Source organism: Streptomyces sp. NPDC088157, from assembly GCF_044741545.1.
Lineage (GTDB): Bacteria > Actinomycetota > Actinomycetes > Streptomycetales > Streptomycetaceae > Streptomyces.
This window is the reverse complement of the sequence record NZ_JBIUSU010000006.1, coordinates 52539-77987: the sequence shown is the minus strand read 5'-3', so window position 1 is coordinate 77987 and position 25449 is coordinate 52539. Positions and strand designations below refer to the sequence as shown.

The following is a 25449-nucleotide window of genomic DNA, read 5'->3' as shown; positions in this document are numbered from 1 at the left end:
CTCAGGTCAGGAAGTCCCGCCCGATCCGCTCCGCGACCCGTTCCAGGAGCGGTCCGGCGTCCGAGATGCACGTGGCGATGTCCGGCTCGAGCTCGGTCAGCGGGTACGCGCGGCGGATTCCGGCCCGGCCCAGGGCCGCGGGCGGCAGGGCGAGGCGGCCACAGACGGCGACGACCTCCTTGCCGGCCGCCCGGGCCGCCGCGGCGACGCCCGCCGGGGCCTTGCCGTGCAGGGTCTGCTCGTCCAGCGACCCCTCGCCGGTGATCACCAGTTCGGCCCACTCGAGCGCCGGCGCGAAGCCCAGCACGTCGAGCATGACCTCGATGCCGGCGCGGAACCGGGCGCCGATGAGCAGCGCCCCGTAGCCGATGCCGCCCGCGGCGCCAGCGCCCGGCGCGGCGGCGTACTCCGCCGCCTTCGACCCGAGCGCCGTCTCCAGCACCTCCGCGTAGTGCGCGAGCGCCGCGTCCAGCGTCTCGACGTCGTCCGGCGAGGCGCCCTTCTGCGGGCCGTACACCGCCGGTGCGCCCTTGGGGCCGGTCAGCGGGTTGTCGACGTCGCTGGCCAGGACCAGCTCCACGGAGGTCAGCCGAGGGTCCAGCTCCGACAGGTCGGCGCGGGCCAGCTCCGCGAGGCCGCCGCCGCCCGGGGCCACCGGCTCGCCGTCCGCGTCCAGGAACCGGGCGCCGAGCGCGGACAGCATGCCCGCGCCGCCGTCCGTGGTGGCGCTGCCGCCGACCCCGAACACGATCGTCCGCACGCCCACGTCCAGCGCGGCCCGCAGCAGCTCGCCCGAGCCGTACGTCGACGCCGTGAGCGGGGCGAAGACGCCGGCCGGGAGCCGTTGCAGGCCGCTCGCCTCCGCCATCTCCACGACCGCGGTGTCACCTCGCACGGCGAACGCGGCGGTCACCTCCTGCCCGAGGGGCCCGGCGACCCGTACCTCCCGGCGTTCGAACCCGGCCGCGACCGCCGCGGCGACGGTCCCGTCACCGCCGTCGGCGACGGGCAGGGCCTCCACCTCGACGTCCGGCACGGCCCGGCGCAGCCCGGCCGTCACCCGCTCGGCGACCTCCACGGCCGTCAGCGAGCCCTTGAACTTGTCCGCGGCCACGAGCACCCGTCGGGTGCCCCGCGCTGGAGCGTCCGTCACCTTGCCATCCCCTTGCTCTCCGGGCCCCGCGCACGTCAGGGCCAGTCGCGCCGCTGCGACCTTAACCTCAAGCCGCCCCCGCCGTCATGCGGTGCCCGGACCCTGGAACAACCCTGAGCGGCGTCTGTGGCCGCCCGAGCCCTCGCGGGTGTTCCGGGAATCCGGTAGACCGGACTCATGACCTCTGTGGGCGGCGAGCCGGAGCTCGCCGACCGCGTCCTCGGGGGCTGGCTGGGCCGGATCGCGGGCAACATGCTCGGCAAACCGGTCGAGCAGGGCGATTCGTGGACGCGCGAGCGCATCGACCGCTATCTGCGGCGGGCCGCCGCGCTGCCGCTCACCGACTACCTGCCCGAGCCGGCCACCGAGGAGGACTGCCTGCGGCTGCGCCCGGAGTGGCGGGAGTGCGTGCGCGGCCGCATCCACGGCAGCTGCCGCGACGACGACGTCGACTACGCGATCCTCGGCCTCCACCTTCTGGAGACCCACGGCTTCGGCTTCAGCACCGAACAGGTCGGCGACCTGTGGCTGCTGCGGCTGCCGTATCTCCAGACGTTCACCGCCGAGCGGGCCGCCTACCGCAATCTCACGGCCGGCCTGAAGCCGCCGCTGACGGCGACGTACGACAACCCGTACCAGGAGTGGATCGGCGCCCTGATCCGCGCCGACATCTACGGCTGGACCTGCCCGGGCCTCCCCCGCCGCGCCGCCTCCCTCGCCCGCCGGGACGCGGTGCTCTCGCACACCGGCAACGGCGTGTACGGCGCGATGTTCGCGGCGGCGCTGATCTCGGCGGCCTTCACCGCGCCGACGGTGCGCCACGCGCTCGACGAGGCGCTGACCGTCGTCCCGGCGAGCAGCCGCCTCGCCCGTACCGTGCGCCGGGTCGCCTCCCTCCATGACACCCGCATGACCTGGGAGGACACGGTCGCGACGGTGACGCAGGAGACCGCGGGCACGGGCTGGATCCACACCGTCCCGAACGTCGCCGTCCTCACCGCCGGTCTGCTGTACGGCGACGGCGACTTCACCCGGACCGTCACGCTCACGGTGCGCGGCGGCCTGGACACCGACTCCAACGGCGCTACGGCCGGTTCGGTGGCCGGTGTCCTGACCGGGGCCTCGGCGATCCCGCCCCAGTGGACGGAGCCGCTGGAGGACACCGTGCGCAGCGCGGTGTTCGGCTTCGACGGTGCGCGCATCAGCGAACTGGCGCGACGGACGACCCGGCTGGTCGGGACGTGGGACCGGCCGGAGGAGAACTGACCCGACACGCCCACCACGCCGACGCCCGCCGCTTAGGCTTTCCGGATGAGCACCTCCAGCACGCCCGACTTCGTCGCGTACATCGCCTCACTGCCCCGTGTCCTGGCGGGCGCCGCCGTCCTCTTCCGTGACGCCGAGGGGCGGGTCCTGCTCGTCGAGCCCAACTACCGGGCGGGCTGGGCCCTGCCGGGCGGCACGATCGAGTCCGACGAGGGCGAGAGCCCCCGGCGGGCCGCGCGCCGCGAGACGCTCGAGGAGATCGGTCTCGACCTCGAACCGGGCCGGCTGCTCGCGGTGGACTGGGCGCTCGGCCCGGACCGGCCGCCGCTGGCGGCGTACGTGTACGACGGCGGGGTCCTCGGCGAGGACGACCTCAAGGCGATCCGGCTGCAGGAGGCGGAGTTGCTGTCCTGGCGGCTGGTCCCGCGCGAGGAGATCACCGACTATCTGCTCGGCTCGCTGGGCCGCCGGGTCCTGGCCGCCCTGGACGCGCTGGCGGACGGCTCGACGACGGCCGAGCTGGAGAACGGCCGCCCCGCCCGCTGACCGTGGGCCGACCGCCCTGCCGCGCTCCGCTCATCCCTGGACGTCGCGCGGTGTGCCGTCCACCTCGCGCAGGACCTCGTCCCGGACGGCGGTCCGGGCCTCCGTGCGGTGGCCGCGCTCGATGTAGTCGCGCACGACCAGTTCGACGGCGTCCTGGGGGTTGCCCACACCGGTGAGCACCATGACCTCGACGACGAGTTCGGCGTCGAGCGAAACGTTGACCTTGGCCATGCCGGGACGGTAGCACCGGCCGGACCGGCCCGGCCTCGGCTCACACGACCCGGATTTTCCGAGGTCTTCGCGCGTCCGCCGGGTCCGTCCGCGAAAGCCGAGAAAACAGTTCGGCCGGGGATGTCGAGAACCCGTGGCCGGCTCCGTCCCCGCTGTGAAGGCGACCGCAAGGGGTCGCACCCGTACCGAGGAGAACCACGATGGCCAAGTACCTGCTGCTGAAGCACTACCGAGGCGCCCCCGCTCCGGTCAACTGCGTCCCGATGGACCAGTGGAGTCCGCAGGAGATCTCGGACCATATCCAGTACATGAACGACTTCGCGGCCCGGCTGGAGAAGACCGGCGAGTTCGTCGACGGTCAGGGCCTCGCCCCCGAGGGAGCCTGGGTCCGCTACGACGGCGAGGGCCGCCCGCCCGTCACCGACGGACCGTTCGCCGAGACCAAGGACCTCATCGCCGGCTGGATGATCATCGACGTCGACAGCTACGAGCGCGCCGTCGAACTGGCCGGTCAGCTGTCGGCCGCCCCCGGAGCGGGCGGCAAGCCGATCCACGAATGGCTCGAGGTACGCCCGTTCCTGGCCGCGCACCCCACCATCACGGAATGACCTCCACAGTGAACGAGGTCCTGCTCAGGAGCCTCACACCGGGCGTGCTCGCCATCCTCGTCCGCCGCGGAGCAGACTTCGCGGCGGCCGAGGACGCCGTGCAGGACGCGCTGGTCGAGGCGCTCCGGGTCTGGCCGGCCGACCCGCCGCGGGACGCCAAGGGCTGGCTGGTCACCGTGGCCTGGCGCAAGTTCCTCGACGCGACCCGGGCGGACACCGCCCGCCGCCGGCGTGAGGACCGGGCCGAGGAGGAGCCGGCGCCCGGGCCGGCGCCCGCGGTGGACGACACGCTCCAGCTCTACTTCCTGTGCGCCCACCCGTCGCTGACGCCGTCGTCGGCGGTCGCGCTCACCCTGCGCGCCGTCGGCGGGCTGACCACCCGCCAGATCGCCGAGGCCTACCTGGTGCCCGAGGCGACCATGGCGCAGCGCATCAGCCGGGCCAAGCGCACCGTCTCCGGTGTCCGCTTCGACCAGCCCGGCGATGTCGCCACCGTGCTGCGTGTCCTCTACCTGGTCTTCAACGAGGGCTACTCCGGCGACGTCGACCTCGCCGCCGAGGCCATCCGGCTCACCCGCCGGCTCGCGGCCGCCATCGACCACCCCGAGGTGGCGGGGCTGCTCGCCCTCATGCTGCTGCACCACGCCCGGCGCGCCACCCGGACCGCGCCCGACGGCAGCCTGGTGCCGCTCGCCGAGCAGGACCGCGGCCGGTGGGACACCGCGTTGATCGCCGAGGGCGTCCGGATCCTGCAGGCGGCCCTCGCCCGCGACCGGCTGGGCGAGTTCCAGGCCCAGGCCGCCATCGCGGCGCTGCACGCCGACGCGCCCACCGCCGAGGAGACCGACTGGGTGCAGATCGTCGAGTGGTACGACGAGCTCACGCGCCTGACCGACAACCCGGTCGTCCGGCTCAACCGCGCGGTGGCCGTCGGCGAGGCCGACGGACCGCGCGCCGGTCTGGCGGCGCTCGCGGCACTGGACGACTCGCTGCCCCGTCACACCGCGGTGGCGGCGTACCTCCACGAACGCGACGGCGACCCGGCGACGGCGGCACGGCTCTACGCCGAGGCGGCCCGGAAGGCGCCCAACCTGGCCGAGCGCGACCATCTGACCCGCCAGGCCGCCCGCCTCAACGCCCGCCGGAGGCGCTGACGGAACGCACCCACCCCCGCGGAAACCGTTCGCCTCTCTGTGCGGGGCGTCCTACCCTCGGACCCATGGGCAAGCCTCTCGTCGCCATCCTCAGCGGTGCCGGTGTCTCCACCGATTCCGGGATCCCCGACTATCGCGGTCCGAACGGGCTGTGGCGCAAGGACCCCGAGGCCGAGAAGCTGGTGACGTACGAGTACTACATGGGTGACCCGGAGATCCGGCGGCGCTCCTGGCAGATGCGGCGCGGGAACCGCGCTCTGAAGGCCGAGCCGAACGCGGCCCACCGGGCCGTCGCCGAGCTGGAGCGGTCCGGGGTGCCGGTCAGGGTCATCACCCAGAACGTCGACGGGCTGCACCAGCTCGCCGGGATGCCGGCCCGCAAGGTCCTGGAACTCCACGGCACCGCACGCGGTTTCGTGTGCACGCGGTGCCATGCGCGTGGCCCGATGGAGGACGCCCTCGCCCGTGTCGAGGCCGGCGAGGAGGACCCGCCGTGCCTGGAGTGCGGCGGCGTCCTCAAGTCGGCCACGGTGATGTTCGGCCAACGCCTCGATCCGGTGGTGCTGGGCGAGTCCCTCGCCATCGCCAAGGCCTGCCAGGTGTTCGTCGCCGTCGGCACCAGCCTCCAGGTGCAGCCCGCCGCCGGGCTGGCCGGCGTCGCCGCCGACCACGGGGCCCGGCTCGTCATCGTCAACGCCGAGCCGACGCCGTACGACGAGGTCGCCGACGAGGTCGTCCGGGAGCCGATCGGGACGGCGCTGCCGAAGCTGCTGCGGGAGCTCACGGCGACGGAGCTCTGACGGCGCCTCTCCTCGGGTCGGGGCCCGGCGGTCCCTGAACAGGAGCTAGAAGAGCGCGGACACGGGTGTCCCCTTCTCGAGGTCCAGCAGGCGCTGTTTGCGTTCCAGGCCGCCGCCGTAGCCGGTGAGGCCGCCGCCGGCCCCGATCACGCGATGACAGGGCACGATGATGCCGACGGGGTTCCTGCCGTTGGCGAGGCCCACCGCGCGGGAGGCGGCCGGACTGCCGAGCGCCGCGGCGAGTTCGCCGTAGGTCCGGGTCTCGCCGTAGGGGATCTTCCGCAGTTCGGTCCAGACGGAGCGCTGGAACGGGGTGCCGTGCAGGCGCAGCTCCAGGTCGAACTCCTCGAGTTCGCCGGCGAAGTAGGCGTTCAGCTGTTCCTCGGCGTCCCCGAAGAGGGTGTCGTCGCGGGGGCCGAAGTTCTCCTCGGGTGGGCGGTGGCGCTGCCCGGTCATGTAGAGGCCGCACAGGACGCCGTCGTCGGCTACGAGGGTGAGCGCGCCGTACGGGCTGTCGGTGATCGTGTGCTGTTTCACTGAGGTTCCTTACACGGGCAGGAAGTTGATCGGGTGGCTGTCGGTCGCCCAGAGGTACTGGACGGCGTACGCCCGCCAGGGGCGCCAGTCCGCCGCGCGGGCGGTGAGCGCCGCCGGAGTGGAGGGCAGCCCCAACTCCTGGGCGGCACGCCGGATTCCGAGGTCGGTGGGCAGGAAGGCGTCGGGGTCGCCCAGGGCGCGCATCGCGATGACGTCGACCGTCCACGGCCCGAAGCCGGGCAGCGAGAGCAGCCGGGCACGCGCTTGCGGCCAGTCGCTCTCCACCCCCAGGTGGAGTGTTCCCTCGGCGAGTTGTCCGACGAGGGTGGTGAGCGTGGTGCGGCGGGTGCGGGGCATCCCCAGCGTCCGGGGATCGACGGCGGCGAGTGCCTCGACGGTCGGGAAGAGGTGGGTGAGGCCGCCCTCCGGGTCGTCGACCGGCTCACCGTGCGCGGTGACCAGGCGGCCCGCGTGGGTGCGGGCGGCCGCCGTGGAGACCTGCTGCCCCAGTACGGCGCGGACGGCGAACTCCGCCTCGTCGACTGTGCGGGGCACCCGGCGGCCCGGCGCCTTGTCCACCAGGGGCGCGAGCAGCGGATCCGTGCGCAGCCGGCCGTCGACGGCGACCGGATCGGCATCCAGGTCGAGCATGCGTCGGCAGCGGCTGATCGCGACCGTGAGGTCACGCAGGTCGCTGAGGGTGAGGCGGCAGCCGATGTGGTCGGGGTGCGGGGTGAGCGCCACGACGCCGTGCCCGTACGGCAGCCGCAGGGTGCGCCGGTACGCGCCGTCCCGCCACTCCTCGACCCCCGGGACGGCGGTCGCGGCGAGATGGCCGAAGAGGTTGTCGGGGTTGAGCGGGGCACGGAAGGGGAGGCGCAGGGCGAGCGTGCCGGGCGTGGCCGGGCGGCCCGAGGGGTTCTTCCGCGGGACACGGGCGCGCAGTTCGCTCGGGGAGAGCGCGAAGACCTCGCGCACGGTGTCGTTGAAGGTGCGGATGGAGGAGAACCCGGCCGCGAACGCGGCCTGTGCCATGGGCAGTTCGGTCGTCTCGATGAGGAGGCGCGCGGTCTGGGCGCGCTGGGCCCGTGCCAACGCCAGTGGGCCGGCGCCGAGTTCGGCGAGGAGCTGGCGTTCCACCTGGCGGGTGCTGTAGCCGAGGCGGGCCGCGAGTCCGGGCACGCCGTCGCGGTCGACGACTCCGTCGGCGATCAGCCGCATGGCGCGGGCGACCAGATCGGCGCGCTGGTTCCACTCGGGCGAGCCCGGAGTGGTGTCGGGCCGGCAGCGCTTGCAGGCGCGGAAGCCGGCCTGCTGGCAGGCGGCCGCACTCGGATGGAAGACCATGTTCTCCGGCTTGGGCGGCACGACCGGGCAGCTGGGCCGGCAGTAGATGCCGGTGGTCAGGACCGCCGTGAAGAACCAGCCGTCGAACCGCGCGTCCTTCGACCGCACGGCCCGCACGCAACGCTCGCGATCGGTGTACATCCCGTTCTGCATACGTCCAGCATCGCCTCGGGGCGGGCGCGGCGCTGGCGAGAATCCGACATCGAGCTCGGTGGCCCGCACCGCTCACCGGGTCGGCCCCGGCGGTGCCGGCACCGGCGTCGGCGCCGCCGGGGGGCCTCCGCGGCGGTCACTGGCCTGCCGTGCCGCGGGCCGCCCTCTCCTGCCACGTCACCAGCGACCAGATCACGAACACGTCGATCGCCATGACGACGATCGACCAGAGCGGCTCGTAGGGCAGGAACAGGAACTGGGTGACCAGGCTCAGTGCGGCGAGGAAGATGCCGGTGAAGCGCGCCCAGGTCATGCCCTTGAGGAGGGCGGCGCCGGTCGCCGCCGCGAGGACGCCGAGGACGAGGTGGATCCAGCCCCAGCCCGTGAGGTCGAGTTCGTAGACGTAACTGCCGACGCGGGCGTAGACGTCGTCCTCCGCGAGGGCAGCGATGCCCTGGAGCACGGCGAGCACACCGCTGCACAGCATCAGGACGCCGGCGAAGACGACGCCGCCGGCCCGGCTGTCCTGCGCGGTGGGCCGGGGCGGGCCGCCGCGCGGCGTGGACCAGGCGGTGCCCACCTCGCCGTGCGGCTCTCCGGTCGGGGAGTGCGAAGTCATGCGGGGCTGTCCTTTCGGGGCCGGGCCGCGAGGAAGTCGACGACTCCCATCGCGAAGAGCAGGGCGAGGGCCAGGCCGACCACGACCCAGCCGGTCGGGTACGGCCACAGGAGGAAGGCCAGGACGGCTCCCGCGGCCAGGATCCAGGTGATCCAGGTGCGGTAGCGGTCGACGAACGGGCCGACGGGGCCGGTGCGCAGCCCGGCCTGATCGGCGGTCCCGCGCACGGCGCCGATGCCCGAGTGCCACAGCCGTCGCACCAGGGCGGCATGGCGGCCGGGTCCGGTCAGCCAGGCGGCGACGGCGATCACCACGCCGAGGGCGACCACCGACCGCACGGAGGTGCGCAGGAACCGGGTGAGCGTGTCGTACAGGGACCCGGCGGCGGGCTGGGAGACGCCGGCCGGGAGGGCGTCCAGGTAGACGACCCGGAAGACGGTCAGCGCGACGCCCAGGAGAAGGGTGGCGAAGGCGAAGCAGAGCGCGGCGACGATCAGCACGCGGCGGCGGTGGGTCGAGAGCAGTACGCCGGCCGCCACCAGCACGACCGCGATGACGGGCAGCCAGAAGCCGACCAGCTGCAGCACCCGGAAGTAGGTCTTGACCTTGCCGATGTCCTCGGACTTGACGATGGTGAAGTCGGTGTGGATCTCGGGGATCTTCCCCGCGACCGTCATCCCGGAGTCCACCAGCCGTTGCTTGACCCGGTCCACGACCGGTGCGAGGTCGAGTGTCACCGTGTCGTTCTCGATCTTCACCGCGCCGCCGCCGCTGCCCGTGAGGGCCTTCTCGACGGAGCTGTGGATTCTGCGGTTGGCGTCGGTCCAGATCTTCTCGAACGCGTCGGATGCCACGACCGCCTGCGCCTTGTCGTGCACGAAGCTGCGGACGGCGCTCTCGAGTGAGGGACCGAGCTTGCCGAGGGCCTTCTCCAGCAGGGGACGCTGGGCCGGGGCCGCGTCCTGGAGGAGCGCGGTGAGGTCGAGGCGCTCCATCAGCGCGTTCGTGACGCGGTTGGCGGCCGCGTTCTGGATGTCCTTGTCGGAGGCCAGCGGGCGGACGGTGTCGACGTAACGGCTGGTGTCTCCCACGATGCTGGAGGTCCAGGCCGCGACCACGCCCAGCGGGGCGAGGACGCAGCCGAGGACGATGAGGACGACCGCGACGATCGAGCGGACGCGGTGGTGCGTGGGGCGACGGGCTCGTTCGGCCTCCAGTGCCGCGATGCGGCCTCTGAGTGCCTCCAGTTCCGCGTCGGCGGGAACACCGCTTTCCGGCATGGCGCACTCCCTCGCCGTCGGTCCGACCGGGTTCGGTCCGGTGGATGCCAGCACATCCCGGACAGGCGGCGGCGGCGAGCGAGGCGGGTCCGTCCGGGTGAACGGGCCCGCCCCGTGCGGTGCGGAAGAGCTACATGTTGATCATGTGGCCTGCGAGACCGTGGACGGCCTCCTTGACGGCCTCACCCAGCGTCGGGTGGGCGTGGACGTTGCGGGCGACCTCGTGGACGGTGAGGTCCCACTGCTGGGCGAGCGTCAGTTCGGGGAGCAGTTCGGTGACGTCGGGGCCGATCAGATGGCCGCCGATGAGCTCGCCGTACCTGGCGTCGCTGATCAGCTTCACGAACCCGGTGGTGTCGCCGAGGCCGTGCGACTTGCCGTTCGCGGTGAACGGGAACTTCGCCACCTTGACGTCGTAGCCCTTCTCCCTCGCCTGGGCCTCGGTGTAGCCGAAGCTGGCGATCTGGGGCTGGCAGTAGGTGGCGCGCGGGATCATGGCGTAGTCCAGCTCCATGGTCTCCGCGTCGGCGATCGTCTCGGCGGCGATGACGCCCATGGCCTCGGCGGCGTGCGCGAGCATCAGCTTCGCGGTGACGTCTCCGATGGCGTAGATGTGCGGCACGGAGGTGCGGCAGCGGCCGTCCACGTCGATCGCGCCGCGCTCGGTGACCCGCACGCCGGTCTTCTCCAGGCCGTAGCCCGTCACGTTCGGGGCGAAGCCGATCGCCTGGAGGACCTTGTCGGACTCCAGGACCTGCTGGGCGCCGTCCTTGCCGGTGACCGTGACGCGGACCTGCGGACCGGACTCGTCGATCGACTCCACCCGGGTGGAGGTGAGCACGTCGATGCCCAGCTTCCGGTACTGCTTGGCGAGCTCGGCGGAGACCTCGGCGTCCTCCAGGGGCGCGACCCGGTCCAGGAACTCGACGATCGTGACCTTCACACCGTAGTTGTGCAGGACGTACGCGAACTCGATGCCGATGGCGCCGGCGCCCGCGATGACGATCGACTGCGGCAGGTCGTCGGCGAGGATCTGCTCCTCGTACGTCACCACGCGGGCGCTGCGCTTGGTGCCCGGGAGCAGCTTGGGGGTGGCGCCGGTGGCGATGACGCAGTGGTCGAAGCCGATGGTGCGGGTGTCGCCGTCGTACCCCGCCACCTGGAGGGTGTGGTCGTCGACGAAGGTGCCGCGGCCGTCGATCTCGGTGATCTTGTTCTTCTTCATCAGGTAGTGGACGCCCTTGACCCGGCCGTCGGCGACCTTGCGGCTGCGGCGGTACGCCTCCCCGTAGTCGAAGGAGACCTGTCCGTCGACCCTGATGCCGAAGGTCTTCGCCTCGTGGGTGAAGATGTGCGCGAGTTCGGCGTTGCGCAGGAGTGCCTTGGTGGGGATGCAGCCCACGTTGAGACAGACGCCGCCCCAGTACTTCTCCTCGACGACGGCGACGCGCTTGCCCAACTGGGCGGCGCGGACCGCGGCGACGTAGCCGCCCGGACCGGCGCCGAGGACCACGACGTCGAAGCGTTCGTCCTGCTCGGTCATGCGTTCGTTTCCTTTTCCGTCGAGTGCGTCACGGGTGATGCGTGCTGCCGATCCGATTCTCGCGCGCCGACGGGGAGAATGCGTGAGTGATCACCGCCACGGCGGTACGGGACCGGCCCGGCCACCCGGCCGTGCCCGCACCCGTACCGCCGGTGACGGTGCGAAGCGGTCAGCCGGAGGTCGACGTCGGCCGCCGTGACGCGGCCGTCGCCCTGTCGACGTCGGTCAACGGCCGGAGCCGGTAGGTGTAGGCGTAGTCGCGGTCGGCGAACAGCTTGTACTCGTCGTGCGTGTGCGCGCCCCAGCTGTTGTCACCGCCGACGCCCATCTGCCGGTGGCTCAGGCGCAGTACGACCTCCTTGCGGGGCGTGAGCTGGTAGTCGTGGCGGGCTCCGACGGACAGGTCCTCGGGGGTGAAGTGCGAGGCGTTGACCTCCAGCAGCGGCTCGCCGGAGACCAGCAGGCCGGTGCCGTCGCCGTCGGTGAGGGCGACCCAGCGGACGTCGGTCCTGTTGCCGTTCTCCTGGGGCCGCAGATAGGAGGTCCACTGCCCGCTGACGGTGCCGGAGTACCGGCCCACGTCGGTGGCGTCGTTGCGGTCCCAGTGGTTCTCCTCGGGGCCACGGCCGTAGTAATGGAGCTTCTCCAGACGGGCGGGCAGGAACAGCAGGGTGCCGACCTCCGGGATGTAGGGCAGTGAGGCGGCGCCCGGGTGCAGCGTGTTGTCGACCTTGATCTCGCCGTTCCCGAACACGGTGTAGGTGGTCGTGTACGTCGATTCCGTCGTGGTGGGCAGCGTGCCGGCGACCTTGATCTCGACGGCCCGGTCGCGCAGCGCCCGCACGCTCACGCCGGTCACCTTGCGGCGCACGCCGGCGTCGCGCCAGGTCTGGTTGCGGGTGTGCTGGCCGTTCCCCCGGTCGTTGTCGGTGGGCGCACGCCAGAAGTTGGGGGCCGGTCCGGAGGAGATCAGCGGGACGCCGTCGGCCTTGTAGGACGTGATGACGCCGGACTTCTTGTCGACGGTGACCGAGAAGCCCTTCCCGGTGACGGTGACCGATCCATCGCCGTCCTCGTGCCTGAGGGCCGGGACGCGGTCCAGCGGCACGGGGGTGACGGCGGGGCTCCCGGCGTCGACGGCGAGTTGGTGCCTCGCCACCTCGAAGCCGGACCGCGCCCATTTCGTCTTCTCCCTGGTGGTGAACGAGAGTTGGAGGAAGTACTCCGCACCCGGCGCCGGTGCGCCCGGCAGCTCGAAGGGCACGGTGATGTCCTTGCTCGACAGCCCGGCCACGTCCAGCTGGGCCCGGCTCAGCTTTCCGCGCCGCACCACCTCCCCGTCCCGGACGAGCTCCCAACGCCCGTCGAACTCGCGGAGGTTGCTGAAGAGGTACTCATTGGTGAGGGTGATCGCCGCTCCCGGGGCGAGCAGGTCGCCAACGGCAGGTGCGGCGGCGACGGCCTGGTAGATCCGCTTGACCTCGGCGGACTTGCCGGTGAGGCCGCGGTCGGCGGTGACGATGCCGTCGCCGGAGAAGGCCCCGTCGTTGGGGTTGTCGCCCCAGTCGCCGCCGTAGGCGCGGAAGGACTTCTCGCGGGGCCGTTTCTCGGTGAGGCCGACGGTGGCGGCGTCGAACCAGAACCGTACGCCGTCGTCGCCGGGACCACGCCCCGCGGAGGCCAGTTCGGCGGCGCCCAGCGCCCGGGCGTACACGCGTGCCCGCCGCACGGTGCCGCTGAACTCCCGGGTCGGGTTGTCGACGTCGGTGGCCAGGGACAGCGGCGCGGTGTTGTTCGCGGGGCGCACCGTGGTGGTCCGGGTGGCGCGGACCGCGCCGTCGGCGTGAAGGGTCAGCGTGCCGGTCGCCGCGTCGAAGACGCCCGCGACATGGTGCTCGGTGCCGGTCCAGTCGTCCGGCAGCGCCCAGCTCGCGGTGATCCACTGGCCGCTGCCGTAGATGAAGAACTCGAGGGTCCGGTTCGTCTGTTTCAGGGCGTACTGGGTGTCGCCCTTGGCGAGGATCGGCTGGTGGTAGCCGGTCACGTGCGGGGTGATCCAGGCCTCCAGCGTGAGGGAGCCGGTGAGGTCCAGCGCCGCGTCGCGCGCGAAGACGGTTCCGCCGAGGACGCCCTTGTCGCGGGAGAAGGAGCCGCTGGGGGCGATGAGCTCGCCCCGGAGCGCGGCGGGCCCGGTCTCGGTGAACAGCTTGCGGCCGGGGGTGGGCCAGTCCAGGGCCTGGTCGACGAAGTCCCAGATCCAGCCGCCCTGGAGCACGTCGTGACGCCGGATCAGGTCCCAGTACTTCTTGAAGTTCCCGCTGGAGTTCCCCATCGCGTGGGAGTACTCGATCATCACGTACGGCCGGGTGTCGGCGGTGTCCCTGGCCCGTTGCTCGACGCGTGAGGGGCTGTCGTACATCTCGGAGCGGATGTCGCTGATCCCCGGGCGGTCGTCGCCCTCGTACTGGATGACGCGGGTGGTGTCGTAGGAGCGGATCCAGTCGTGCATGGCGTTGAAGGTGCTGCCGCCGCCCGCCTCGTTGCCGAGGGACCAGATGACGACCGAGGCGTGGTTCTTGTCGCGGTGGACCATGTTCTGGGCGCGGGCCACGCACGCCGTCGTCCACTCGGGGTGGTTGCCGGGGTACTCGCCCCGGATGCCGTGGGTCTCGAGGTTGGTCTCGTCCACGAGGTACAGGCCGTACTCGTCGGCGAGTTCCAGCCACAGCGGGTTGTTGGGGTAGTGCGAGGTGCGGACGGAGTTGATGTTCAGCCGCTTGATGATGCCGATGTCCTCGACCAGGTCGGCGCGGCTGAGGGCCGAGCCGCGGGCCGGGTGCATCTCGTGCCGGTTGGTGCCCCGGAAGGAGACCGGCTTGCCGTTGATGCGCATCAGCCCGTCCGTCAGCGCGAACTCGCGCAGGCCGACGCGGTGGGACAGGGTTTCGATCACCTTTCCCGCCGGGTCGCGCAGGCGGAGCACCGCGGTGTACAGATACGGGTGTTCGGCCGACCACAGACGCGGCGCGGGCACCGCCTTCGCGGCCTGTACGGCCGTCTCCTCGCCGGAGCCGAGCGCGACGGCCTGCTGCAGCGGCCGGGACCACACCGGGTGGCCCTCGGCGTCGTAGAGCTGGGTCTCGACGGAGTACCGGCCGGCGCCCTGTCCGCCGTAGTCCCGCACGCTCGCGGTGACCGACAGCCCGGCCGCGGTGTGGCCGTCGCTGAGCGGCGTGTCCAGCCTGAAGTCGCGCAGGTGGACGGCCGGGGTGGAGTACAGGTAGACCGAGCGGAAGATGCCGCTCAGCCGGATCATGTCCTGGTCCTCCAGCCAGTCGCCGTCCGAGTAGCGGTAGACCTCCACCGCGATCTGGTTGGCGCCCGGCTTGAGGTGCGGGGTGATGTCGTACTCGGCGGGGTCGTAGGAGTCCTCGTGGTAGCCGACCAGTTCGCCGTTGATCCATACGTAGTGGGCGGACTTGACCCCCTCGAAGTGCAGGAACGTCCGCCGTCCCGCCCAGCCGCGCGGAACCGTGAAGGTGCGCCGGTACTGGCCCACGGGGTTGTAGCGGGTGGGGGCGGTGGGCGGCTGCGCCTCCTCCCCCAGTCCGTTGGCGCCCCACCACGGGTAGGTGATGTTGATGTAGATCGGGCGGTCGTAGCCGTGCAGCTGCCAGGCGGAGGGAACGGGGATGGTGTCCCAGCCGCTGTCGTCGACGTCGGTCCGGTGGAAGTCGGGGTCCCGGTCGTCGGGGCGGTCTGCGTGGGCGAACCGCCAGGTGCCGTCGAGGCTCAGCCGGTAGGGCGAGCGGGTCCGGTCGGCGGCCAGGGCCTGCGCGAGGTCCGCGTACGGCATGAGGGTCGTGTGCGGGGGTTCGGTACCGAGCCGGAAGACGTCGATGGCGCCGTCCCACTGCGGGGCACCGTCCGCGGCGACGGCGCGGTGGGCGGTGGCGGGCGCGGACAGGGCGAGCGCGCCCAGGACGGCGGCCGACCCTTCGAGCAGACGGCGACGGCTGACGGCCGTCCGCCGCGGGTGGTCCGGTTCCACCCGCTGGGGGCGGTCCGGCCGGTCCATGGACGACACGTGCGGGTGCGACATGACCACGACCTTCCTCGGGGCGATCCGTGCGGCTTCGCACGGACGGAGGGTGCGTCAGATCTTGTCCACTCCTGTTGATAAAACGAACATAGACTCGCCGCGATGACCGAATATCAACTCTCTTCGGCGCAAGCCCACTTGGTACCCCTCGCTCCCACGGGTTGTTTTGGTGACTTCCGTCAGTAGACGTCCCGCACGTACCGCTTGTCGGAGGCGAGCTGCTTCACATAGGCGGCCGCCTCCGGCTCGCTCAGGCCGCCGTGCAGGACGGCGACGTCGCGCAGGGCCAGGTCGACGTCCTTGGCCATCCGGGAGGCGTCGCCGCAGACGTAGAAGTGGGCGCCGTCCTGGAGCCAGGACCACAGATGCGAGCCGTGCTCGCGGATCCGGTCCTGGACATAGACCTTCGCCCGCTGGTCGCGGGAGAAGGCGGTGTCCAGGCGGGCGAGGGTGCCGTCGCCGCGGAGGGCGGCCAGCTCCTCCTCGTAGTAGAAGTCCGTGGCCCGGTGCTGCTCGCCGAAGAACAGCCAGTTGGGAGCCCGGTGCCCCCGCGCCCGGCGCTCCTGGAGGAAGCCGACGAAGGGCGCCACTCCCGTACCGGGGCCGACCATCACCATCGGGGTCGCCGGGTCGGCCGGCGGGCGGAAGTGCGGGGCGCGCTGCACATGGACCGCGACCTCGGTGCCGGGCTCGGCGTCGGCCAGGAAGGGCGAGCAGACGCCCTGTCGGGGGCGGCCGGCCAGGTTCTCGTAGCGCACCACGGAGACGGTGAGCGAGACGAGGTGGGAATCGGTCAGCGGGCTGGACGAGATGGAGTACAGACGCGGTTGCAGCCGCCCCAGCAGCTCGGCCCACTCCTGCGCGTCGGCCCGGATCCCGAACTCGGCGGCCACGTCGACGGCCTGACGGCCCCAGGACCACTTCGCCAGCTCGTCCTTGTTGTCGGGGCGCAGCAGCTTGCGCAGTTCACGCGGGTCGCGGGTGCGGTCGGCGGTGAAGCGCAGCAGGGCCGGGGTGATCCGGGTGATGTCGAGGTGGCGCAGGAAGGCCTCGCCGAGAGCGATCTCGCCGACGCCGTTCACGTGCACGCGGGTGTGCGCGTCGAGCCCGGTGACGCTCAGCCACTCCGCCACCGTTTCCGGGGAGTTGAGCGGCCGTACGGCCAGGGCGTCGCCCGCCTCGTAGACGAGCGGGGTCTCGCTGTCGCGGGTGTCGAAGGTGAAGCGGCGGACCTCCTTGCCGGAACCCGGCAGGCTCAGCAACCGGTTGCCGGTCAGGCGGGCGGTGACGGGGGCGGGGCGCCTGGCGCGGGGCGGCTCCGGGGCCTTCGTGACGGGAGCGGGCGCGGGCGCGGGTGCCATGACCGCCACCCGCGCCCCGGCGGGGCCGGGGGCCGCGCCGGGGGCCGCGGGCACCGGTTCCGTGGCCTCCTGGAGAGCGGTGGCCACCAGGTCCAGCCAGGCCTCCGCCTCCGTCTCGTAGTCCGGCTCGCAGTCGGCGCGCGGGGCCAGCCGGACCGCGCCGAGCTCGTCCATCCGGCGGTCCAGACGCCGGCCGTGCCCGCAGAAGTCGTCGTAGGAGGAGTCCCCGAAGGCGAGGACGGCGTAGCGGTGGCCTTCCAGGCGGCCGGTGTCCAGCGCGGCGAGACCGTCCCAGAATCCGGCGCCGTTGTCGGGGGCGTCGCCGTCGCCGAAGGTGCTGGTGATCAGCAGCAGGTCGGCGTCGGAGGGCAGCGACGCGGGGTCCGCCTCGTCCATGGCGACGAGGGAGGCCGTGTGACCGCCCTCGGTGAGCCGGTCGGCGGTGGTCGCGGCGAAGTCCTCGGCGGTGCCGGTCTGGGAGGCCCACAGGATCACGACCCGGCGCGCCGGGGTCCGCGGGGGTGCGGCGGCGGTGCGGGAGTACATGCCGGCGAGGGTGCCGTTGACCCACAGCGCGTGCTCGGGGCTGAAGGGCGCGTCCGGCGGCAGCACCGGTACGCCGGGGGCCCCGGCCGGGACACCGGCGAGGAAACCGACCAGGTACTGCCGTTCACGCTCGGTCAGGACCGGCGGCGGGGCCGGCCGCAGACCGAAGACCGCGGCCGCGGACGGCTGGACGGCGGTCGGCACGAGGACGGTCCCGGGCGCCTCCCCAGGCGCTTCCGTGACCGGCGTGTTCCCGGGCGCCGGGGAACGCGACGGCGGCGGCTGCACGGTGACCGGCGTAGACACCTTGGTGAGGGACACCGCGCACACCTTCAGCTCGGGCTGGAAGGACAGCGGGTCGACGGCGTCGCTGGTGACCGCGTTGACGCTGAGGTACTCGCCGAACAGGTCGTTCCAGTGGAACGGCGCGAAGCAGGAGCCGGGCAGCACGCGGTCGGTGACGACGGCCGGCAGCACGGCCCGTCCGCGCCGCGAGGCGACCTCGACGGAATCGCCGTCGGCGAGGCCGAGCGCGGCCGCGTCCTCGGGGTGCACCTCGACGAACGGGCCGGGGTCGAGCTTGTTGAGCTTGGCCACCTTCGCGGTCTTCGTCAGGGTGTGCCACTGGTGCTGGAGGCGGCCGGTGTTCAGGAAGAACGGGTAGTCGTCGTCCGGCATCTCGGCGGGCGGCACATGCGGACGCGGGTGGAAGACGGCGCGTCCCGAAGGCGTGGGAAAGGTGAGCGAGCCGTCGTCGTTCACGTACCGGATCGGATTGCGGTCGGGGCCGTCCGCGGTGGCGGCCGGCCACTGCACCGGCGTGGCACGCAGTCGGTCGTAGGTCACTCCGCGCAGGTCGTAACCGGTCTGCGCGTTGTGGGCGCGCTTGATCTCCTCGAAGATCTGTTCGGCGCTGTCGTACGTGAACCCGCTCTCGTAACCCATGGCGCGGGCGACGGCCGCGATGAGCCGCCAGTCCGCCATGGCCTCGCCGGGCGGGTCGGCGGCGGGCCTGGCGAGGGTGAGGTTGCGCTCGCTGTTGATCAGGACGCCCTCGGTCTCGGTCCACATCGCGCCCGGCAGCACGACGTCGGCGTAGGCGTTCGTCTCGGTGTCGGCGAAGACGTCCTGCGCGACGACGAACTCGGCGGCCTCCAGCCCCTCGATGACCGTCCTGCGGTTGGCGACGGAGGCCACCGGGTTGGTGCAGATGATCCAGCAGGCCTTGATGTCGCCGTCGGCCATCTTCCGGAACATCTCGATGGTGCCCTTGCCGACGCCGTCCGCCCTGATGGTGCCCGGCTCGAGCCCCCACAGCTCCTCGGCGAAGGCACGGTCGCCGTCGACGAGGACGGAGCGCTGGCCGGGCAGCCCCGGGCCCATGTAACCCATCTCCCGGCCGCCCATGGCGTTGGGCTGACCGGTGAGGGAGAAGGGGCCGCTGCCCGGGCGGCAGATCCTGCCGGTCGCGAGGTGGAGGTTGATCAGCGCGTTGGTGTTCCAGGTGCCGTGCGTGGACTGGTTGAGGCCCATGGTCCAGCAGCTGGTCCACTCCCCCGCCTCGCCGATCAGCCGGGCGGCCTCGCGCAGGTCGCTCTCCGGTATGCCGGTGATCTCCGCGACCGTCGCGGGCGCGTAGTCGGCGAGGAACTCCGGCATGGCCTCCCAGCCCTCGGTGTACGCGGCGACGAAGTCGGGGTCGGTGTGGCCGCCGTCGTGCAGGAGGCGGAGCAGGCCGTTGAGGAGGGCGAGGTCGGTACCCGGCCGGACCTGGAGGAACAGGTCGGCCTTGGCGGCGGTGGCGGTGCGGCGCGGGTCGACGACGATCAGCTTGGCGCCCGCCTTCACCCGGTCCATCATCCGCAGGAACAGGATCGGGTGGCAGTCGGCCATGTTGGAGCCGATGACGAGGAAGACGTCCGCCCTGTCGAGGTCCTCGTACGAACCGGGCGGCCCGTCGGCGCCGAGGGAGAGCTTGTAACCGGTTCCGGCGCTCGCCATGCACAGCCGGGAGTTCGACTCGATCTGGTTGGTGCGTAGGTAGCCCTTGGCCAGCTTGTTGGCCAGGTACTGCGCTTCGAGACTCATCTGACCGGACACATAGAGGGCGACCGCGTCGGGGCCGTGTTCGTCGACGATCGCCCGCAGCCGCCGTGCCGTCTCGGCGATCGCCGCGTCCACGGGGGTGGGCTCCGGTTCCTCGCCGCGGTACGGGCGGACGAGGGCGCCGGCCAGCCGGCCGGGCGCGGCGAGCATGTCGGCGGTGGTCGCGCCCTTGGTGCACAGCCGGCCGAAGTTCGCCGGGTGCTGCTTGTCCCCGGACGCCTTCAGGACCGTACGGCGCCCGTCCGGTCCGCTGCCGATGTCGAGGACCATGCCGCAGCCCACACCGCAGTACGAGCAGACCGTGCGCACCTTCGTCGTGGTCGCGCTGTCGGTCGGCGGGTCCAACGCGGCCACGGGCGCCCCTTTCCTTCTGACGATCGGCCTGGTGAGAGCCTCTGCAAGCCTCTGCGACGGTACGAACCGTGCATTACACAGGTGTCTCCCGGACCGGCCGCCAGGAGTTAAGCCCGGCGCACAGCGGGGGGCGGGCTGGTGTGAGCGGGCAGCTGCCGTCCCGCGGGGGGCAGGCTACCCGGGGCCGTGAACCGGCACGTTTCGTGTCCATGCGGGGCACGTTCCGGTCTTCGTGAGGGGGACGTTCCGTCGCCGTTGCGCGGGTCGCCCCGGGCCGTACGGGGGGGCATCCTCCGTCTCCTCGCAGAGGCCCGCCGGGCCCGTACGAGGCTCGTGTCGGCGCTGCGAGCGGGGGCGTTGCGTCCGGTTCCGGCGGTGACCCTTTGCCAATCCCGGATGGCATGACCGCGTCAAATCTGTCAGGCTTCCGGCAGCCGTCGCGCACCGCCCTCCGGCACACCCACGCCGTCGGGGACAGCCACCGAGCAGGCCGGAAACCCGGCCGCCGCAAAGGAGCCACGTGTGAGACCCACCCCCCGCAAGGCCCTCGCCGCGAGCGCACTCACCCTCGCCGCGCTGGCCGCCGTCTCGCTCCCCGCCTCGCCCGCGACAGCCGCGCCGGAGAAGACCGCCGCGGTCGCGCCCGGGACCGGCGCCCCGACGGCAGCCGTCGTACCGGACGGGACCGCCCCAGCGGGCGTCACCGCGCCCGGGAGGGCAGCCGCCGCGGCCGACGCCTGCACCCCGGCCCAGGTGATCACCAACGGTGGCTTCGAGAGCGGCACCTCGCCGTGGACCCAGTCCTCGACCGGCGTGATCACCAGCCGCACCGGCCAGACCGCGCACGGCGGGACCGCCTTCGCCTGGCTGGACGGCGTGGGCGGCACCCACACCGACACGCTCGCGCAGAGCGTCACGATCCCGTCCGGGTGCGCCGCCGCCACCCTCACGTTCTGGCTGCACATCGACACGGCCGAGACGACCTCGTCCACCGCGTACGACAAGCTCACGGCCAAGATCGGCACGACGACGCTGGCCACGTACTCGAACCTCGACAAGAACACCGGCTACGTCCAGAAGTCGTTCGACGTGTCGGCGTTCGCGGGCCAGACCGTGAGCCTCGCCTTCACCGGAACCGAGGACTCCAGCCTCCAGTCGAGCTTCGTCCTCGACGACATCGCGCTCAACACCTCGGGCGACACCGCACCGCCCGCCGACTCCACCCGCACCCCGGCGGCACCGTCGTACACCGTCAGTCTGACCGGCAACACGGCCGGCACGGCCTGGACCGGTCACGAGAGCGCGACCTTCACCAACGCCGCCGCGACCGCGCTCACCGAGGTGTACCTGCGGCTCTGGGACAACTACCACGGCACCTGCGCATCGATGCCGATCGCGGTCAGCAACGTCACCGGCGGCACCGCGGGCGCCCTCTCGGTCGGCTGCACGGCCCTCCAGATCACCCTCGCCGCCCCCCTCGCCCAGGGGCAGAGCGCCACGATCGGCTTCGACCTGGGCATCACCGTGCCCAGCGGGGCCGACCGGTTCGGCTACGACGGGGCGTTCAGCTTCATCGGCAACGCGCTGCCCGTACTGGCGGTGAAGGACGGGGCGGGCTGGCACCTGGACCCGTACACGAACAACGGCGAGTCGTTCTACTCACTGGCCGCCGACTTCAAGGTGACGCTCGACCACCCGACCACACTGCTGGTGCCGGCCACCGGCGCCTCGGTCGACGCCGCCGGTACCAGCGGCCGCACCATCACCACGGCGACCGCTTCCAAGGTGCGTGACTTCGCCTGGGCGGCCGGCCCGTTCAGCAAGATCTCCGGGACCTCGACCGCCGGGACCCCGATCAACGTCTACTCCGTCTCGGGCATCAGCGCCGCCAACGCCCAGTCGATGCTCACCACGGCCAAGACCGCCGTGGACGCCCATTCCTCCCGCTTCGGCGCCTACCCGTACGGCGAGTTGGACGCCGTCATCGACAACAACTTCTGGTTCGGCGGCATGGAGTACCCCGGCTTCGTCCTCGACCTGGTCAGCACGACCGCGCTGACCCACGAGATCGGCCACCAGTGGTGGTACGGGATCGTCGGCGACGACGAGTACAACAGCCCCTGGCTGGACGAGTCGTTCACCGACTACGCCACCGACCTGGCGCTGGGCAAGACGGGCACCAGCTGCTGGAGCAGCGTCTCGTGGGCCTCGTCGGCGGAGAAGATCACCAACTCGATGGCCTACTGGGACACCCACTCGTCCCGCTACTCCACCGTCGTCTACGGCTACGGCAAGTGCGCCCTGCACGACCTGCGCCGGCTCATCGGCGACACCGCGATGGCCAAGTTGCTGAAGGACTACGCCACTTCGCACTGGTACGGCGTCTCGACCACGGCCGAGTTCAAGACGGCCGCCCAGGCCGCCACGACCACGGACCTGACGTCGTTCTGGACCACCCACCGCATCGAGGGCTGATCCTGTCACCCATCGGGGGTCGCGGGTAACGCCGTCCGGCGTTACCCGCGGCCCCGTTCGCCGGTCCTCACGCACCCGCCGGTCAGCCCACCCGGCGACCCGCCGATCGGCGGATCACCGGCACAGCAGCACACCGGCACGGCGAGACACCCGACAGAGCGGCATGCCGGCTCAGCGAGACACCCGACAGACCGGCACGCCGGCTCAGCGCATCGCCTCGTCGAACGCCTGGTACGCCCGCTCGTCGAAGAGCACGAACCGGACCTCCTCGACCGCCGTCTCCGCCGCCCGCACCGCCGCGACGGCGACCCGGGCGGCATCCGCCATCGGCCAGCCGTACACCCCGGCGGAGATGGCCGGGAACGCGACGGTACGCGCTCCCAGTTCGTCCGCGACCTTCAGCGATTCGCGGTAGCAGGAGGCCAGCGGCGAGGGATCGCTGCCGGGCCCCTGGTGCACGGGGCCCACGGTGTGGATCACCCAGCGCGCGTTCAGCTCACCCGCCGTCGTGGCGACCGCCCGGCCGGTGGGCAGGCCCCTGCCGTAGTGAGAGGCGCGCAGGCGGCGGCAGTCGGCGAGGATCGCGGGGCCGCCCCGGCGGTGGATGGCGCCGTCGACGCCACCACCGCCGAGCAGTGAGGAGTTGGCCGCGTTGACGACGGCGTCCACGGACTGCCGGGTGATGTCGCCCTGGACGAGGGTGATCGTGGTCATGAGCGTGTGTATACCAACGGGAACCGGCCGACCGCTCACCTTTGTTGCCGCAGCCGGCGCCACACCGCCTTCGCCGCGTTGTGGCCCGACATGCCGTGCACCCCCGGGCCGGGCGGGGTCGCCGAGGAGCAGAGGAAGACGGCCGGGTGCGGAGTGGCGTACGGGAAGGCGGTCAGCTTGGGCCGCAACAGGATCTGGAGCCCGGAGACCGCGCCGGTGGCGATGTCCCCGCCCACGTAGTTGGCGTTGCGGGCGGCGAGTTCGGCGGGGCCCGCGGTCGCACGGGCGAGGACCCGGTCGCGGAACCCCGGCGCGAAGCGCTCCAGCTGGCGTTCCATGGCGTCGGTGAGGTCGCCGGTCCAGCCGTTGGGCACATGGCCGTACGCCCAGAAGACGTGCTTGCCGGCCGGGGCGCGCGAGGGGTCGACGACGCTGGGCTGCACCGTGATCATGAAGGGCCTGTCGGGTGCCCGGCCCTCCCGGGAGGCCGCTCGCAGAGCGGCGCCGATCTCCGCGCTGTCCGCGCCGATCTGCACGGTCCCGGCGGCGCGGGCCTCCTTCGCGGTCCACGGGACCGGGCCGTCGAGCGCGTAGTCGATCTTGAAGACGCCGGGTCCGTACCGGTACCCCTCGTAGTAGTTGCCGAAGCCGGCGATGCGGCCGAGCGCGGTGGGAGAGGTGTCGAAGACGTAGGCGCGGGCCGGGGGCAGGTCGTCGAGGCGCTTGACCTCGTAGTCGGTGTGGACACTGCCGCCGAGGTCCTCGAGGTAGGCGGCGAGGGCGTCCGAGAGGGACTGGGAGCCGCCGCGGGCCACCGGCCAGCCGCGGGCGTGCGCGGCGAGGGCGAAGACCAGTCCGACGGCGCCGGTGGCGAACCCGCTCAGCGGGGCCATGACATGCCCGACGAGACCGGCGAAGAGGGTCTTGGCCCGCTCGTCACGGAAGCGGCGGTTGAGCCAGGTGGACGGGGGCAGGCCGGCCAGGCCGAAGCGGGCCAGCGTGACCGGGTCGCGCGGCAGCGCGGTCAGCGGCAGTGACATGAAGTCGCGGGCCAGCGTGTCCCACTTGGGCAGGAAGGGCTCGACCAGACGGCGGTACGCGCCGGCGTCGCGCGGCCCGAAGGAGGCGGCCGTCTCGGCGACCGACCTCGACAGCACCGCGGCGCTGCCGTCGAGGAAGGGGTGGGCCATCGGCAGCTCGGCGTGCAGCCACTCCAGGCCGTAGCGCTCCAGGGGCAGTGCGCGGAACGCGGGTGAGTTGATGCCGAGGGGGTGCGCGGCGGAGCACGGGTCGTGGCGGAAGCCCGGCAGGGTCAGTTCCTCGGTGCGGGCTCCCCCGCCCACGGTGTCCCGCGCCTCGAACAGCGCCACGGAGAAGCCGCGTCTGGCCAGCTCCACCGCCGCGGTCAGCCCGTTGGGCCCCGCTCCCACCACGACCGCATCGAGCATCGACGGCACTTCGACCCCTTCGTCAGCCGGTGACCTCCGTAGACCGGTGGCCCCCGCAAGCAGGATATGCCGGGGGTACGACAGGACCGGCGGCGCGGGGCCCTCGAAACACCGCGCGCCGCCTCGATCGAACCGCCCCCGGGGGGTGCCTCCACCCGGAGCGGCCGCTCCGCGGGATGCCTCACCGTGTCAGGGGCCCGGCGCCCGAGAGCAGTCCCACCACCCGTCGGGCTGTGGCCGCGTCCCGGGCCGCCGTGAACGGCAGCGAGTTGCCGCCCGTGACGCGGAACGGCTCGCCGGTGAGGGTGAGGTGGGCGCCGCCCGCCTCCTCGACCAGCAGCAGTCCGGCCGCGTGGTCCCAGGCGGCCTCCCAGGAGAACGCCGTGGCGTCCGACTCGCCCCGGGCTATGGCGAGGTACTCGAGTCCGGCCGATCCGCACGCGCGTGGTGCGACCCCGTCCGTCCACAGCGCGAGCAGGGCACGCTTCTGCTCGTCGGTCGTGTAGTCGGGGTGGGAGGTGGCCACCCGCAGGTCGCGTCCCGGCTCGGGCGGGCCGGCGAACAGCCGCTCGCCGTCCAGGAAGGCACCGCCGCCGCGGACGGCCGTGGCCAGCTGGTCGCGGGCCGGAGCGTAGGTCCAGGAGGCGTGCAGGACGCCGTGCCGCACGAGCGCGACCAGGGTGCAGAAGCCGTCTTCGCCGCGCACGAACTGCCGTGTTCCGTCGACGGGGTCGACGATCCAGACCGGCGCGTCGCCCTGTATCGCCTCGTAGGTGGCCGGGTTGGCGTGCACCGCCTCCTCGCCGACGACGACCGAGCCGGGCAGGAGGGCGGACAGGGCCTGCGTGAGGTACAGCTCGGCGTTGCGGTCGGCGTCCGTCACCAGGTCGTGCGGTCCGCTCTTCTGGTCGACCTCGTGCGCGGCGAGCTGCCGGAAGCGGGGCATGATCTCGGCCGCGGCGGCCTTGCGGACCGCCTCCTCCACGTCGGCCGAGTGGCGGGCGAGAAACTCGTCGATGGTTTCCGTGTGTTCGATCATGCCTCCATGAGAGCACGCCCCACTGACAATCCCCGCCCGCCCGGTGCATCCCGGGTGGAATCGGGAT

General features: G+C 72.4%; 18 protein-coding genes. 6 read left to right on the top strand and 12 right to left on the bottom strand.

Annotation, left to right across the window (positions count from 1 at the left end):
- Position 1 precedes the first annotated feature (1 nt).
- Positions 2 to 1120 (bottom strand): glycerate kinase, encoded by a 1119-nt coding sequence (locus ACIPFH_RS24375; protein WP_401830208.1) that lies wholly within the window; start codon positions 1118 to 1120, stop codon positions 2 to 4.
- A 210-nt stretch (positions 1121 to 1330) separates the two neighbouring features.
- Here ACIPFH_RS24375 and ACIPFH_RS24370 point away from each other — a divergent pair, with 210 nt between their 5' ends.
- Positions 1331 to 2419, top strand: coding sequence for an ADP-ribosylglycohydrolase family protein (locus ACIPFH_RS24370; RefSeq protein WP_401829346.1), 1089 nt, complete (start codon positions 1331 to 1333; stop codon positions 2417 to 2419).
- Positions 2420 to 2464: 45 nt separating this feature from the next.
- The gene (locus ACIPFH_RS24365; protein WP_401829344.1) at positions 2465 to 2965 is read left to right on the top strand and encodes an NUDIX domain-containing protein; all 501 of its coding nucleotides are present in this window, start codon (positions 2465 to 2467) and stop codon (positions 2963 to 2965) included.
- 30 nt (positions 2966 to 2995) lie between these two features.
- Here the strand turns inward: ACIPFH_RS24365 and ACIPFH_RS24360 are convergent, their stop codons facing one another.
- Positions 2996 to 3196, bottom strand: a complete 201-nt coding sequence (locus ACIPFH_RS24360; RefSeq protein WP_356261779.1) for a type II toxin-antitoxin system VapB family antitoxin — start codon at positions 3194 to 3196, stop codon at positions 2996 to 2998.
- A gap of 200 nt (positions 3197 to 3396) precedes the next feature.
- Here ACIPFH_RS24360 and ACIPFH_RS24355 point away from each other — a divergent pair, with 200 nt between their 5' ends.
- The 3 genes from ACIPFH_RS24355 to ACIPFH_RS24345 all read left to right on the top strand — a co-directional run bounded on the left by ACIPFH_RS24355 (position 3397) and on the right by ACIPFH_RS24345 (position 5758).
- The gene (locus ACIPFH_RS24355) at positions 3397 to 3804 is read left to right on the top strand and encodes a YciI family protein (protein WP_401829342.1); all 408 of its coding nucleotides are present in this window, start codon (positions 3397 to 3399) and stop codon (positions 3802 to 3804) included.
- Complete coding sequence (locus ACIPFH_RS24350; RefSeq protein ID WP_356265387.1) at positions 3801 to 4958, top strand: DUF6596 domain-containing protein; 1158 nt, start codon at positions 3801 to 3803, stop codon at positions 4956 to 4958. The genes ACIPFH_RS24355 and ACIPFH_RS24350 overlap by 4 nt, the downstream gene beginning before the upstream one ends.
- A 65-nt stretch (positions 4959 to 5023) precedes the next feature.
- On the top strand, positions 5024 to 5758 hold the full coding sequence (locus ACIPFH_RS24345; RefSeq protein WP_401829340.1) for an SIR2 family NAD-dependent protein deacylase: 735 nt from the start codon (positions 5024 to 5026) through the stop codon (positions 5756 to 5758).
- A gap of 45 nt (positions 5759 to 5803) precedes the next feature.
- Here ACIPFH_RS24345 and ACIPFH_RS24340 read toward each other — a convergent pair whose 3' ends face one another.
- From ACIPFH_RS24340 to ACIPFH_RS24310, 7 genes are all read right to left on the bottom strand, one after another.
- Entirely contained in the window at positions 5804 to 6295 is a 492-nt protein-coding gene (locus ACIPFH_RS24340) for a methylated-DNA--[protein]-cysteine S-methyltransferase (protein WP_401829338.1), read from the bottom strand.
- Between the two features lie 9 nt (positions 6296 to 6304).
- A complete protein-coding gene (locus ACIPFH_RS24335; protein ID WP_401829337.1) occupies positions 6305 to 7795 on the bottom strand; it encodes an AlkA N-terminal domain-containing protein in 1491 nt (496 codons plus the stop codon).
- 136 nt (positions 7796 to 7931) lie between these two features.
- A complete protein-coding gene (locus tag ACIPFH_RS24330; RefSeq protein ID WP_401829334.1) occupies positions 7932 to 8414 on the bottom strand; it encodes a hypothetical protein in 483 nt (160 codons plus the stop codon).
- Positions 8411 to 9694, bottom strand: a complete 1284-nt coding sequence (locus tag ACIPFH_RS24325; protein ID WP_401829333.1) for a hypothetical protein — start codon at positions 9692 to 9694, stop codon at positions 8411 to 8413. Before ACIPFH_RS24325 ends, ACIPFH_RS24330 begins: the two co-directional genes overlap by 4 nt.
- Positions 9695 to 9824: 130 nt before the next feature.
- Positions 9825 to 11237 (bottom strand): dihydrolipoyl dehydrogenase, encoded by a 1413-nt coding sequence (gene lpdA, locus ACIPFH_RS24320; protein ID WP_401829331.1) that lies wholly within the window; start codon positions 11235 to 11237, stop codon positions 9825 to 9827.
- Between the two features lie 169 nt (positions 11238 to 11406).
- Positions 11407 to 15339 (bottom strand): glycoside hydrolase family 2 TIM barrel-domain containing protein, encoded by a 3933-nt coding sequence (locus ACIPFH_RS24315; protein ID WP_401829329.1) that lies wholly within the window; start codon positions 15337 to 15339, stop codon positions 11407 to 11409.
- Positions 15340 to 15518: 179 nt separating this feature from the next.
- Complete coding sequence (locus tag ACIPFH_RS24310; protein ID WP_401829326.1) at positions 15519 to 19706, bottom strand: molybdopterin-dependent oxidoreductase; 4188 nt, start codon at positions 19704 to 19706, stop codon at positions 15519 to 15521.
- 522 nt (positions 19707 to 20228) lie between these two features.
- Between ACIPFH_RS24310 and ACIPFH_RS24305 the strand changes: the two genes are divergently transcribed.
- Complete coding sequence (locus tag ACIPFH_RS24305) at positions 20229 to 22181, top strand: M1 family aminopeptidase (RefSeq protein ID WP_401829324.1); 1953 nt, start codon at positions 20229 to 20231, stop codon at positions 22179 to 22181.
- Positions 22182 to 22385: 204 nt separating this feature from the next.
- Here the strand turns inward: ACIPFH_RS24305 and ACIPFH_RS24300 are convergent, their stop codons facing one another.
- The 3 genes from ACIPFH_RS24300 to ACIPFH_RS24290 all read right to left on the bottom strand — a co-directional run bounded on the left by ACIPFH_RS24300 (position 22386) and on the right by ACIPFH_RS24290 (position 25382).
- Positions 22386 to 22895, bottom strand: coding sequence for an O-acetyl-ADP-ribose deacetylase (locus tag ACIPFH_RS24300; protein ID WP_401829322.1), 510 nt, complete (start codon positions 22893 to 22895; stop codon positions 22386 to 22388).
- A gap of 35 nt (positions 22896 to 22930) precedes the next feature.
- A complete protein-coding gene (locus ACIPFH_RS24295) occupies positions 22931 to 24343 on the bottom strand; it encodes a phytoene desaturase family protein (protein ID WP_401830206.1) in 1413 nt (470 codons plus the stop codon).
- A gap of 181 nt (positions 24344 to 24524) precedes the next feature.
- Entirely contained in the window at positions 24525 to 25382 is an 858-nt protein-coding gene (locus tag ACIPFH_RS24290) for an inositol monophosphatase family protein (protein WP_401829321.1), read from the bottom strand.
- Positions 25383 to 25449: the final 67 nt, after the last annotated feature.